Below are 12,265 nucleotides of genomic sequence, written 5' to 3' on the forward strand. Positions count from 1 at the left end.
TTTTTCATATCTTACTCTCATGCAGATGAATTCTTAAAGATGAGCTCATCAATCACTTTTCGGCCTTAAATCGCGGCAGATTTATTGTTGTATAGGACAACCGGCCTATACCCGCAGGCGGCATAACAGATGATTGAATTGAGTATCATCTATCTGAAAGTCAAATTTTTCTATTTTTAGTCATAAACGATTTCCTAGATTCTGAGGTTGTCACTCCAGCTAAGAATTATATCTTACAAAAGTCTCGCCTACCGGCGCCCCGAGTGGAAGCGGTAACGCCAGCCCTCCTCCAGCCTGCGCTCCTCCGCGCTCTCCTCCGGCACGGGTTCCAGACGCAGCAGGATCATCGCGAAGCCGTTCTGCTGGAGATAGACCTGCTCGGAGAGACCCGGCGCGCGGAGGTCGCGCCTTACATCGATCCAAAGATCGGGACTGCACGGGGCGATGTCGCCCGCGATGTTCGGCCGATGCGAACTGCTATGATAGCGCGAGCGTGTCGGGACCGGACTGCCGACCCCGCAGACGATGGTCGGAAAGGAGAGGCTGCGATAGCACCGCTGCACCCGGCCGTTGCCCGCCACGACGATGGCGATCCGCTCGGGGTGGTACTGCACGTAGGCCCGAGCCGCCGCCTCCTTGCCGACCGCAAAGTCGCGCGCGAGCGCAAGTACGTGCTGCAGGTCGGGCTCGCGAAAGGCAGCCACGGCCTCCCGCAGCAAGTGCGGTGGCATCAGCACGAGTGTGGCGAAGCGGTTGGCCTCGACTTCCCTAAGCTGGCGTTCGTCGCCCTCCTTGGCTGTGAGGCGCAGTAGGTCGGAACTCTTGCACAGGAACCGGCCGGGCTGATCCGGGACGTGGTGCGCCATCAGGAAGTGGCCGAGTTCGTGCGCGATGGTGAAGCGGCGGCGCGGTTCGCCCCCGCGCTTGGCGAGGATGGTTCCTTCGGACCGCTTCGCGTCGGTGACGAGGCCGCCCTCGAACCCGTCAGTGTCCAGCTCCTCGATCCTGAGGATCCCGAGGCGTGCGCACAGCTCTTGGATCGGTACGGGCACCGGCAGGTTCGGCTCGGCCTTTAGGATGCGTTTGACGAGCGCCTCCGGCGAGCCCGCGTCGGCCAGATCCTTCCTGCTGATCGGCATCCTCGAAGCCCCTTCCAGTCCTTGAGCCGATCATCAGGCTGCCACGCACCATCTATCCCGAAACCGGACTGTAGGGAGTTCGTACAGGAAGGAATCCGATGTCGCCGCGTGCCTCGAGTGGTTGCCCGCTCTTCAAACGCATCCTCCTGGCCGGAGATCAGCACCTCCAGCCAAAAAATCGCATTGATCGAAACGCTGCCATGAACCTTGAGCGCCCGGCCTCGCGCGCGAGGCGAAGTCCAGCGAGATCCCGCTATAGCCGGAGCAGGCCGATTCGAAATGTGGGGTGGATGAGGGGTGCTGAGCCAGGATCAAACGGCTTTCAGCAGCAAAAACAACTACTTAGTAAGGCTAAAAATGGCGGAGACGAAGGCATTCGACGCCGACGTTCCTAATGCCCTGTAAACAAAAAGCTTCTCAATGCGCTCTATCCAAATTTTGTAGCAGCAATTTGGTGCACTCGTCAAACCAATAAGCTCGGCATCTCGGCATAGATATCCGGCGTTGGAACCGAAAACTACAAACCTGCCGATATCCCTGGTGGGTCGTGTCCCGAGCGGTGGTGTATATGACGGGCGGTCATCGGCGATTGCCGAGTAGGGTCGGGTTGCGAGCACAAACCCCCAACCCGAGAGATCCCCGATGACCGACGAGATGATGACCCTGCGCGGCCTCATGGAGAAGAGTGCCGACGCGGATTTGCTGCGCGAGATGATCGGCTTTGCGGCCAAACGGCTGATGGAGCTGGAGGTGGGTGGCCTAACCTGGGCGGCCCACGGCGAGAAGAGCGCCGAGCGTCTGGTCCAGCGCAACGGCTATCGCGACCGGGATTGGCAGACGCGAGCCGGCACGGTCGAGCTGCGCATCCCGAAGCTGCGCAAGGGCAGCTACTTCCCGGGCTTACTGGAGCCGAGGCGTATGGCGGAGCCCTTCGACAGGCTAAGGATGAGGGGCGCTCACGGCCGTGATCCAGGAGGCCTAAATCCAGGGCATCTCGACTCGCTCCGTGGGCGACCTAGTCCAGGCCATGGGTGGCACGGGCGTGTCGAAGTGCCAGGTCTCGCGCCTGTGCCAAGAGATCGATGAGCGCGTCGGCGCATTCCTCGACCGGCCGCTCGAGGGCGAGTGGCCCTATCTCTGAATCGACGCGACTTACGTGAAGGTGCGCCAGGACGGCCGGATCATCTCGGTCGCCGTCATCGTGGCGGTCGGCGTAAACAGCGATGGTCGCAGGGAAGTGGTCGGCATGGATGTCGGCCCGTCGGAGGACCGAATGCCGTTCCGTTAGGCGCTCCTATGTCGACCAGGGCTACACCGGGGAAAAGCCGGCCAAGGCCGCCCGCGAACACCGCATCGAACTGGAGGTCGTCAAACTCCCGGAGGCCAAGCGCGGCGTCGTCCTGGTGCCGCGCCGCTGGTTCGTGGAGCGTTCCTTCGCCTGGGCGACGCGCTTCCGCCGCCTCGTCAAGGATTACGAGCGCTATCCCAGCACGCTCGCCGATCTCCACATCGTCGCCTTCGTCTGCCGCATGATCAAACAGGCCGCTCAACTGAAAAGCGGTTCATAACAGCCTCTAACTCAGACCATTGGAGAGCTTTTAACAGGACGACGAAAACTCATTCGCCCTGTCAATACTTGATGATTTATGACCGAATTATGGTCGTCGGCTTTAGGCCGCCCGAACCGTTGCCAGGAAGCGCGATACTTCCGCGGTCAGATGTTCGGATTGCCGCGATAGTTCGGAGGCCGAATCCAAGACCTGGGTTGCCGCGGCTCCGGTCTCCTCGGCCGCGTGGGCCACCCCCGAGATATTGGACGTGACGTCGCTCGTCCCCGAGGCTGCTTGACTCACGTTGCGAACGATCTCCTGCGTGGCAGCGCCCTGTTCCTCGACGGCCGAGGCGATCATCGTCGCGACGCTGCTGATCTCCTGGATTCTGCTCGTGATGCTGCCGATCGCCGAAACTGCGGCGCCTGTCGAGCCCTGGATGCGGCCGATCTGGGTGCCGATCTCGTCCGTCGCCCGCGCCGTCTGGTTGGCGAGCTCCTTGACCTCGGCGGCCACCACCGCAAAGCCTCGGCCTGCCTCGCCCGCGCGGGCTGCCTCGATGGTCGCGTTCAGCGCCAGCAGGTTGGTCTGGCCCGCAATGGACGAGATCATCGCCACCACGTCCCCGATCCGGGTCGCCGCCTCGCTGAGATCGCGCACGAGGGCCTCCGTGCGAGTGGCTTCCGTGACGGCATCGCGCGCCAGGGTCGCCGAATTGTCGACCTGGCGACCGATCTCCTGGACCGACGAGCCCAACTCTTCGGCCGCCGCCGCGACGGTGCCGACATTGGCGGCGGCATCCCGTGCAGCCTCCGCCACCGTCCCCGATTGATGGGCGGTGTCGGCGGCGTTCCCGGCCATGGCCTTGGCCGTGGCTTGCAGCTCCGTCGCGGAGGACGAGACCGCTCCGACGATGCCACCGACAGCGGCCTCGAAGCTCCCCGCCATCTCGTGCAGCATCTGCCGCCGCTGGGCCTCGGTCGTCCGACGCATCTCCTCGGCCAGCGTGCCCCGGCGCTCCGCTTCCTCCTCGGTGACGATCCGGATGCGGTCGACCGCCCGGGCGATCTCACCGATCTCGTCGCCGCGCGTCGCGCCCTCGATCTCGGACACCGCTTCGCCGCGGGCCATGACGGTCAGGGTCCGGGTGAGGCGGTTGATCGGGTTCGTGATGCTGGTCGAGAGGAGATACATCAGGACGAGCGCGATAAGTGCGATGCCGCCCGACACGCCGAGCTGCCAGATCAGGTCCGTATGCGCGCGGGCCGACAATCCATCGCCGAGCTTGACCGCTTCCGCCATGACGAGGGTCCGCGGGACGGCGATGACGACCGACCAGCTACTTCCGGTCTGCCCGAGGGTGAGAGGGGCGACGACCCGGATCTCGTCGAGGGCCTCGTCGCGGCCGACGAAGGAGCGTCCCGACCGCATGGTCTCGGCATAGGCGTTCCAGCTCGAATCGACGCTGACGAGGGGGCCGCCGATGCCCTGGGGATGGCGGCTCGACGCCACGAGGAGGCCGGTCGGCGAGACGATGGCGACCGAACCCTTGCCCCCGTAGATCGAGGCGTTGACGGCCTCGGCAGTCTTCTGGACGAATGAGAGATCGAAATCGGCACCGACCACGCCGCGGAACTTGCCGTCGATCACGATCGGAACCGAAATCGTCGCCAACTGAACGGGCTTGCCCTGCACGATATAGGGCAGCGGCGCGAGCATGCTTTCCCGTCCGCTCTCCTTCGGTCCGATGTACCAGCCGCCACGCATGACCCCGTTGGGGTGAAGGGCCCGGCTGTCGTATTCCACAAGGGGCTGGACCGCGATCTGCCCGTCGACGGAGCGCGTCCAGTACGGCAGAGCCCGGCCCGTTCCGTCGGAGCCGACCTCGCGCCGGTGCACGTGTTCGGCATCGAGGCCGTCGATCGCGTTCGGCTCCCAGGCGCTGTAGGTCCCGTTGAAGTCCGGGTTGCGCTTGAGCACGCTCAGCAGGATATCGTTGAGCTGTCCCCGGCGGATCGTGTCGCGGGACGCGGTCTTGCCTCCGGCGACGACGCCGAGAGCGCTGCTCATGTCGCGCGCTGCCGCGAAGGCAAAGTCGATCTTGCCCTGGATGGTCGCGGCTTGGGCGGTTGCGATCGAAAGCAGGTTCTCGCTGCTGCTCTTGTCGAGGATCTCTTCCGTCGACCTGTTGACGATCGCAGCACTGTGGATGTTGGCGCGCGCGCCGTAGCCGACGATCGCCGCGGAGACGAGCACCACACACGCCCCGGAGATCGTGATGATCTTGAACTTGATCGAGCCCAGCGTGGAACGGGTCCCGGATGCGGAGGTGGACGAAGGTGGAATTCTGTCGATGGACGTCGTCACTGCTGCACTCGCGCTGGAGAAGAGAGCGTGAGTGTGACGCGAGGGACCTCTCCGATCGCTAAATGCCACCACCGATTCTGTGCTGCCGACAGTGTTCGAATGATTGGAATTTGCTCACGATGAAGATGATTTAGGGGACCCTATGGCGTTCGCTTGCAAAAATGAACGCAGAACGGTCTTTTCTGGGGCTTCGCTGTCGTTCTTGATTACAGTCAGAAATGAAAATGCTGCATCAAATCTAGGGACGATCAAACAATAACACGCCAGTCAATTGGACTTAAGTCCGAATTTCCCTGAAACGTTCGGCATGGCAGACTGTGAACGCATTCAGCGCCCCAGGTGGTTCGAGCATCCTGTGATGGGACAGCCGATCGCCAGGCATCAGGCGGGCCGAACTCCTGGTTTTGCATTGGCCTCGAAGGTGAACTCGATCCCTGCCGCTTCCAAGACCTGCCGAACGGCCAGGATCGTGTCGGGCCGGGCCTGCGTCGTCGTGGCCTCCGATTCCAGACGGCGCACGGTGGAGACCGAGACACCGGCCCGGCGGCCAAGCTCCTCCGCAGACAGGCCCGTCATGCCGCGCGCGCCACGGATCTGCTCGACCGTGATGTCCTGCGCGGCGGTTGCGCCGGCGGCCTTGGCCGATGAGGAGGAAACGCGATGCCGGTCAGAGAGGTCGAGACAGATGCCGATCCATTCTCGGACGGACCCATCCCGGTTCAAGATCGGAACGCCGCGGGCATTGTACCAACGGTAGGAGCCATCAGCGAGTTGAAGACGGTAATCGGTATTGTAGGGCTCACGGTGACTCACTGAGAACTGCCAAGCCGAAGCGGTCAGATCGCGATCATCGGGATGGATGGCTTCGAGCCAGCCGTCCCCCTGGACTTCGGCTTGGCTTTGGCCGGTCAACATCCGCCATTGTGGCATGTCCTGTACGCGGCCATCGGGGCTGACGGTCCAGACCACAGCGGCTGTTGCCTCAATCAAGGCCTTGAAGCGGTCGTTGCCCTGTTCGACCGACATCTCGACCTCGTACCGAGGCGTGACGTCCTTGACCATTCCGATGGCAAGCTTTGGGCGGCCGTCGGGGCCGATGAGCACCTCGACACGGTGCAAGACCCAACGCTGAGTCTGATCCGGTCGAATGATGCGGAACTCCCGCTGCATCGGCTGACCGGTACGCAACAGTGGCAAGAGATCGGCGTGCCGAGCACGGTCTTCGGGATGCATCATCTCCTTGGCAAAGCCGAAGGTCAGCGCAATGGACGGATCAAGCCCGAAAACTCGATAGAGGCCGATCGATCCCTCAATCAACTCACCGTCCAGGTCGCCCGACCAGAAGCCGATATCGATGGAACTCTCTACGAGCCTCAGAAAATGTCGTGAAGAAAATCCGCCCTTCGCCTTGTCTGTCGTGGCTGCCCAGGAAGGGCGCATGAGGGACCGTGCAGGCATAGCGTGAATCCTTCGCCACAGAGGGCTACGCCGCGTGAGCGGTTTCTCATCAGAAATACACGGATTTTCGCGAAGAAGCATTTTCGTGCCACGTAACAACTCAAATTTCAGATTTCGAGCTGGATTTCATTTTGACAATTTAACCATCGGGCAGGAGATGCAGTATATTACATTCAATGCCGGTCAAGTTTCCGGGCGCATGGATATCCTAAAGCATCATCAAATCTATGCCGCACGGGTTTTACAATGGATCAAGCATTAGATTTATCGTGCTCGACACTTTTCCTGACGGACAACGTTTTGCGAGGGTCGCAGATCGTCAGAGACATGGCAGCGCTCGATATCTGCAATGTCGTCGATATCATCGACCCGGATCAGATCTTCAGCCGACGTGAATCTCATGCATTTAAGGCAATCGTCAGCGATGTCTCATTCATAAGTTCCTCCACCATTGGCGCTCTCCGTCAGCATCTCGATCGTTTTCAAGACAATCGGCCACCGTTATTCTGCTTGCTCCATGAAAGCGCTGCTCGGAGCAGGGCTCAAGCTCATGCTCTCGGTGCTTTCCAAACCCTGCCGGCGAGCCGCGCTGCCCGACTGCTTCCGGCGGCGTTGTCGACGGTAGGTGTCGCGATTGCCCACCAACCCGAAAGCCTATCAATCGACAGGAAAGTCGCGCTGGCAAACGCCGCCCTCATTCGGCTTTTTCATGTCGCCGGTTCCGGCGGGGGCGTGACGCTACAAGCTCTCACAACTGCGGGTGAGATCGTCGAGACCGCATTGTGCAGCAGCAACATCCGGGGGTGGCTGGAGGTCGTGTGGCAGTTCGACAACGCCACTCACCAGCATTGCCTTCTCGTCGCGGGTCTGGCGGCTGCCTTCGGACGGCAACTTGGTATGAGCCGAGCCGACTGTCAGCGTCTTACCCACGCCGCGCTTCTTCACGACCTTGGAAAATCGCGGATCCCGATTGCCATCTTGAACAAGCCGGGAAGGCTCAACACCATAGAGACCGCTATCATGCATGAGCATCCCGCACTCGGCCATGCGATGCTCGGGGGCCAGGGCTTCTCCGAGGATATTCTCACCGTCGTGCGCTCGCACCACGAGTACCTCGATGGCTCCGGCTACCCGGATGGTCTGACCGACACGGACATTCCGGACCTCGTTCGTCTGGTCACCATCTGCGATATCTTCGGCGCATTGATCGAGCGTCGCTCCTACAAGGAACCCATGTCGGGCGTGAAAGCGTATGCCATCCTCGAAAGCATGACCGGCAAGTTGGATATGGACCTTGTCCATGCCTTCCGACCGCTCGCGGAACTCGCGGGCTGACGGCATCCGATCATGGCTTCGGCGGGTGGACGCAGGCGCACTGAACAGCCGATTCATTTCCATCCCGCTCGATTGTCTTTCACGGATCGATCTGGCGCCCCAGACACGAGCTGTCCTTGATCCAGCGCAAAGCCGGCGCCTCACGATTGGATCAAGGTCTGGGGAACCGGTCCGAGAATTTCACCCGGACGCCCGGAGACCCCGATGACAGCCTTCACCCTGCCGAGCGCGGTCGATCTCGCGCGAACGCAATTCGCCCTGACGATCGTCTGGCACTTCCTGTTCCCCGCCTTCACCATCGGCTTGGCGAGCTTCCTCGCCGTGCTGGAAGGCCTGTGGCTCCGTAGCGGCAAGGCGGTCTATCTCGATGCCTACCGCTACTGGCTCAAGGTCTTCGCCGTGGCCTTCGCCATGGGCGTCGTCTCGGGTCTGGTGATGAGCTACCAGTTCGGCACCAACTGGTCGGTCTTCGCCGACCGGACGGCGCCGATCCTCGGGCCGCTCCTCGGCTACGAGGTGCTCACCGCCTTCTTCCTCGAGGCCGGATTCCTCGGCGTCATGCTGTTCGGTCTGGAGCGCGTCGGTCCGCGCCTCCACTTCCTGGCGACCTGCCTCGTCGCCTTCGGCACCCTGACCTCGGCCTTCTGGATCCTGTCCGCCAATTCCTGGATGCAGACGCCGACCGGCCACGTGCTGGGGCCGGACGGTCGCTTCGCTCCCGCCGACTGGTGGGCGATCGTGTTCAACCCGTCCTTTCCCTACCGCTTCGCCCATACGGTGACGGGGGCCTACCTGACCACCGCGATGATCGTCGGCGCGGTCGGGGCGTGGCACCTCCTGCGTGATCGGGCCAACCCGCGCGCCCGGGTGATGTTCTCCATGGCCATGTGGATGGCCGCCATCGTCGCGCCCGCGCAACTCGTCATCGGGGACATGCACGGCGCCAACAGCTACGAGCACCAACCCGCCAAGGTCGCCGCCATGGAGGGCCATTTCGAGACGCAGCGCCGGGCACCCGCATACCTGTTCGGCTGGCCGGATGCGGCGGCCGGGGAGACGCGGGGCGCCGTCGGCATCCCGGGCCTCGCCAGCCTCTACCTGACGCACGAGCTCGACGGCGAAGTGCGGGGGCTCAAGAGCCTGCCGCGCGAGACGTGGCCGACCAACCTGCCGCTGGTGTTCTGGTCGTTCCGGATCATGGTCGGTCTCGGCATGTTGATGATCGCCCTCGGCCTCGCCTCGCTTTGGCTGCGCCGGAAGGGCCGGCTCTACGACGCCGCTTGGTTCCAGCGCTTCGCGGTCGCCATGGGGCCGTCCGGGCTCATCGCCATCACCGCCGGCTGGACGGTGACCGAGACCGGCCGCCAGCCCTTCACCGTCTACGGCCTGCTACGCACCGCCGACAGCGTCTCGCCCGTCGCCGCACCCGCCGTCGCCGCCTCCCTCGCGGCGTTCGCTGTGGTCTACCTCGCCGTGTTCGGGGCGGGCATCTGGTATCTCCTGCACCTCTTCAACCAGACGCCCCACGCCCACGAGTCGGGGCCGCCCACAGGCCAGCCGATCCGCACCGCCGGCATCACGCCGGCGCCCTCGCTCGACGCTCCGCGTCCCGGCGGCGGCCGTCCCGCCATCCAGCCCGCGGAGTAGTGCCCATGTCCCTCGACCTCACCCTCATCTGGGCGATCCTCATCGCCACGGCGGTCTTCCTCTACGTGGTCATGGACGGGTTCGATCTCGGCATCGGCATCCTGTTCCCGACCTTTCCCGAGAAGGCCGACCGGGACGTCATGGTCAATACGGTGGCGCCGGTCTGGGACGGCAACGAGACCTGGCTGATCCTGGGCGGCGGCGGTCTGTTCGCGGTGTTTCCCCTCGCCTACGCCACCCTCCTGCCGGCGCTCTACATGCCGATCACCCTGATGCTCCTCGCCCTCGTCTTCCGCGGTGTCGCCTTCGAGATGCGGTTCCGGGCGGCCTCCGCTCCGGCTCAGACGGCATGGGACGCCGCCTTCGCCCTCGGCAGCTACGGTGCGGCGTTCTGCCAGGGGATCTGCCTCGGGGCCCTCGTCCAGGGAATCCGTGTCGAGGGCCGCGCGTATGCCGGCGGCTGGTGGGACTGGCTGACGCCGTTCTCCCTGCTGACCGGCCTCGCCTTGGTGGCGGGCTACGCCCTGCTCGGGGCCTGCTGGCTGATCTGGAAGACGGAAGGGGTGCTGCAGTTGCGAGCCTTCCGGCTCGCGCGGGCGCTCGGGTTCGCGACGCTGTTCGCCATCGCGGCCGTGTCGATCGCCATGCCGTTCCTCAGCCCTGCCTTCCGTGGGCGTTGGCTGACCTGGCCGGCCATGGCCCTGGCCGCGCCCGTGCCGCTCCTCGTCGCGGCCCTGGGGTGGCGCTTCCTGGCGGCCCTCGACCGGAGAGAGGAGGTCGCTCCCTTCCTCTGCGGCCTCGGCCTCTTCCTGCTGTCCTATATCGGGCTCGGCATCAGCCTGTTCCCGATGATTGTGCCGCCGACGGTGACGATCTGGGATGCCGCCACCCATCCGAGCAGCCAGCTCTTCCTGCTCGTGGGCACGGTGGTGCTGCTGCCGATGGTGCTGGCCTATACCGGCTACGTCTACTGGCTGTTTCGCGGCAAGGTCACCGCCGGCGCGCCCGGCTACCATTGAGGAGAGGCACCATGGCCGTCGCCCCTCCCATTCGCCGTCTCGCCTGGTTCGTGGCCCTCTGGGCCAGCGGTATCGCCGGCCTGACGGCGATCGCGCTCCCGCTCCGGTGGCTTCTCAAGACCGTCTGAAAATCCCTGGCCTTGATCCATCTCAAAGCGCCCTCCGCAGGACCGGAGCATCCTCTTCTCGTCGCAACAACGGGAGACGATCATGACCTCAGCGATCGGGACGGCCGACCTCGCATCCTCCGGCCGAGTCGGGATGCCCAGGGGATCTCAGGCGCGAAAGCTTTCCTCCGTTGAGCCCGGCGATCCGGCAAATCCGCAACCGGTGCCTCCGGCCCTGGCTGGGGACGTCCCCGGACGGATCGAGGACGGCTTCCACGGCGCGGATATCGGCAGCCTTCAGGCCCTCGCCCTTGCCGTCACCGCCTCGATCCTCCTCACCGGGCTACTCTGGGTGGTGCTCTGAAGCCGCGGCGCATCGCGCCCGACGGCCGCGGCCGATCCGATAGGCAATCGAATCATGTCCGCGGCCCTCTGCAATCACGACGATTCCATCGAGCCGGCAGACCGGCCAAAGGAGGTGGACATGTCTTACGCCAGTATCCTGGTCTCCCTCGACACGGGTCCCGATACGCCCGACAGGGCTCGGCTCGCCGGCGGAGTGGCCCTGCGGTTCGAGGCCACGCTGACCGGGGTCGCGGCCCGGAGGATTCCGTCACCGGTCGCGGTCAACGACATCCATGAAGCCGAGTCCCTCTTCGCTGAAGAAAAAGCCAAGCTGGAGGAGCAGTTGTCGTGCGTCAGGGCGGTCTTCGAGAGGAGCGTCGGAGAAGCACGTGTCGACTGGCGCTCGGATATGGTCGCTTCAGTCCCGTTTCTCGTCGAGCAAGCGCGTGGTGCCGATCTCGTGATCGTGGGGCGCCGCGGTATCGACGATGGGGATCCGGGAGACATGGGCGTCCTGCCCGGTCCGGTGCTGATGGAGGCTGGGCGACCCGTCCTCGTCGTCCCGCCCCGGATCGAGCAGATCCAGGCCGCGCGTATCGTCATCGCCTGGAAGGATACGCCCGAGGCGCGCCGCGCCATATCGGGAGCGCTTCCCTTCATCAAACGGGCCGATCAGGTGTACGTGGTCACGGCCGGCGACGATGCCCGTTTCGAGGGGGCGGAGGACGTCGCCACTCACCTCGCCCGGCATGGCGCCCACGTCACGACCCATTTGCTGGCAAGGCCGGATCTGGCTGCCGCCGACGAGATCCTGCGGTTTGCCGCACGGCACGATGCCGATCTCGTCGTCATGGGCGCCTATGGCCATTCCCGGCTGCGGGAATGGCTGTTCGGCGGGGCAACCCGCGAGATCCTGCGGACGACGCCGGTCTGCTGCCTGATGAGCCACTGATGTGCCGGTTCACCGCTCTCGCGCTGGCGCTCATGGCCACCGGCCAGAACGCCCATGCCAGGGATCCACGCGTTCTGGACACACACGAGAAGCGCGGCGAGGTCATCGCGCGGACCAATTGCGTCCGTTGCCACGCGATCGGTCGCATCGGTCCCAGCACCCTGGCGGAGGCCCCGCCGTTTCGCATGCTTCACCGGCGCTATCCCGTCGGGGATCTCGGGGAGGCGCTGGCCGAAGGCATCACGACCGGGCATCCGACCATGCCGGAGTTTCGTCTCGATCCCGACGAAGCGGACAACCTGATCGCCTACCTCAAGACGTTGGAGCGGTAGGCCGCGCGACGCGG

General features: G+C 64.1%; 10 protein-coding genes and 2 pseudogenes. 9 read left to right on the top strand and 3 right to left on the bottom strand.

Annotation, left to right across the window (positions count from 1 at the left end; genetic code table 11):
• Nucleotides 1-248 precede the first annotated feature (248 nt).
• Nucleotides 249-1,139, bottom strand: coding sequence for an ImmA/IrrE family metallo-endopeptidase (locus FV220_RS04110; RefSeq protein ID WP_147829835.1), 891 nt, complete (start codon nucleotides 1,137-1,139; stop codon nucleotides 249-251).
• Nucleotides 1,140-1,781: 642 nt separating this feature from the next.
• Here FV220_RS04110 and FV220_RS04115 point away from each other — a divergent pair.
• Nucleotides 1,782-2,406: pseudogene (locus tag FV220_RS04115) on the top strand (transposase); the annotation flags it as partial.
• 16 nt (nucleotides 2,407-2,422) lie between these two features.
• Nucleotides 2,423-2,707, top strand: a pseudogene (locus tag FV220_RS04120) (transposase); the annotation flags it as partial.
• 102 nt (nucleotides 2,708-2,809) lie between these two features.
• On the opposite strand, the gene FV220_RS04125 reads toward FV220_RS04120, so the two are convergent.
• Together FV220_RS04125 and FV220_RS04130 are read right to left on the bottom strand one after the other, a co-directional pair.
• The gene (locus FV220_RS04125; protein WP_246689378.1) at nucleotides 2,810-5,056 is read right to left on the bottom strand and encodes a methyl-accepting chemotaxis protein; all 2,247 of its coding nucleotides are present in this window, start codon (nucleotides 5,054-5,056) and stop codon (nucleotides 2,810-2,812) included.
• A 381-nt stretch (nucleotides 5,057-5,437) separates the two neighbouring features.
• Nucleotides 5,438-6,514, bottom strand: coding sequence for a PAS domain-containing protein (locus FV220_RS04130; protein ID WP_082473204.1), 1,077 nt, complete (start codon nucleotides 6,512-6,514; stop codon nucleotides 5,438-5,440).
• Between the two features lie 327 nt (nucleotides 6,515-6,841).
• On the opposite strand from FV220_RS04130, the gene FV220_RS04135 reads away from it, so the two are divergent.
• The 7 genes from FV220_RS04135 to FV220_RS04165 all read left to right on the top strand — a co-directional run bounded on the left by FV220_RS04135 (nucleotide 6,842) and on the right by FV220_RS04165 (nucleotide 12,251).
• Complete coding sequence (locus FV220_RS04135) at nucleotides 6,842-7,849, top strand: HD domain-containing phosphohydrolase (protein ID WP_187273324.1); 1,008 nt, start codon at nucleotides 6,842-6,844, stop codon at nucleotides 7,847-7,849.
• 204 nt (nucleotides 7,850-8,053) lie between these two features.
• Nucleotides 8,054-9,496: a cytochrome ubiquinol oxidase subunit I gene (locus FV220_RS04140; RefSeq protein WP_147829839.1), complete on the top strand. Its 1,443-nt coding sequence runs from the start codon at nucleotides 8,054-8,056 to the stop codon at nucleotides 9,494-9,496.
• A 5-nt stretch (nucleotides 9,497-9,501) separates the two neighbouring features.
• Nucleotides 9,502-10,515 (top strand): cytochrome d ubiquinol oxidase subunit II, encoded by a 1,014-nt coding sequence (gene cydB, locus FV220_RS04145; RefSeq protein WP_056146129.1) that lies wholly within the window; start codon nucleotides 9,502-9,504, stop codon nucleotides 10,513-10,515.
• Between the two features lie 11 nt (nucleotides 10,516-10,526).
• Nucleotides 10,527-10,643, top strand: coding sequence for a DUF2474 family protein (locus tag FV220_RS04150; RefSeq protein WP_147829841.1), 117 nt, complete (start codon nucleotides 10,527-10,529; stop codon nucleotides 10,641-10,643).
• A gap of 82 nt (nucleotides 10,644-10,725) precedes the next feature.
• Nucleotides 10,726-10,986: a hypothetical protein gene (locus tag FV220_RS04155; RefSeq protein WP_147829843.1), complete on the top strand. Its 261-nt coding sequence runs from the start codon at nucleotides 10,726-10,728 to the stop codon at nucleotides 10,984-10,986.
• Between the two features lie 120 nt (nucleotides 10,987-11,106).
• The gene (locus tag FV220_RS04160; RefSeq protein ID WP_147829845.1) at nucleotides 11,107-11,919 is read left to right on the top strand and encodes a universal stress protein; all 813 of its coding nucleotides are present in this window, start codon (nucleotides 11,107-11,109) and stop codon (nucleotides 11,917-11,919) included.
• 32 nt (nucleotides 11,920-11,951) lie between these two features.
• Nucleotides 11,952-12,251, top strand: a complete 300-nt coding sequence (locus tag FV220_RS04165; RefSeq protein WP_056146570.1) for a cytochrome c — start codon at nucleotides 11,952-11,954, stop codon at nucleotides 12,249-12,251.
• Nucleotides 12,252-12,265 lie beyond the last annotated feature (14 nt).

It is taken from the genome of Methylobacterium sp. WL19 (assembly GCF_008040005.1).
Lineage (GTDB): Bacteria > Pseudomonadota > Alphaproteobacteria > Rhizobiales > Beijerinckiaceae > Methylobacterium > Methylobacterium bullatum.

Bases quoted from the DNA above. Each gene is read 5' to 3' on its own strand.
- FV220_RS04110 (WP_147829835.1), bottom strand. From the start codon at position 1,139: ATGCCGATCAGCAGGAAGGATCTGGCCGACGCGGGCTCGCCGGAGGCG.
- FV220_RS04130 (WP_082473204.1), bottom strand. From the start codon at position 6,514: ATGCCTGCACGGTCCCTCATGCGCCCTTCCTGGGCAGCCACGACAGAC.
- FV220_RS04135 (WP_187273324.1), top strand. From the start codon at position 6,842: ATGGCAGCGCTCGATATCTGCAATGTCGTCGATATCATCGACCCGGAT.
- FV220_RS04140 (WP_147829839.1), top strand. From the start codon at position 8,054: ATGACAGCCTTCACCCTGCCGAGCGCGGTCGATCTCGCGCGAACGCAA.
- cydB (WP_056146129.1), top strand. From the start codon at position 9,502: ATGTCCCTCGACCTCACCCTCATCTGGGCGATCCTCATCGCCACGGCG.
- FV220_RS04150 (WP_147829841.1), top strand. From the start codon at position 10,527: ATGGCCGTCGCCCCTCCCATTCGCCGTCTCGCCTGGTTCGTGGCCCTC.
- FV220_RS04155 (WP_147829843.1), top strand. From the start codon at position 10,726: ATGACCTCAGCGATCGGGACGGCCGACCTCGCATCCTCCGGCCGAGTC.
- FV220_RS04160 (WP_147829845.1), top strand. From the start codon at position 11,107: ATGTCTTACGCCAGTATCCTGGTCTCCCTCGACACGGGTCCCGATACG.
- FV220_RS04165 (WP_056146570.1), top strand. From the start codon at position 11,952: ATGGCCACCGGCCAGAACGCCCATGCCAGGGATCCACGCGTTCTGGAC.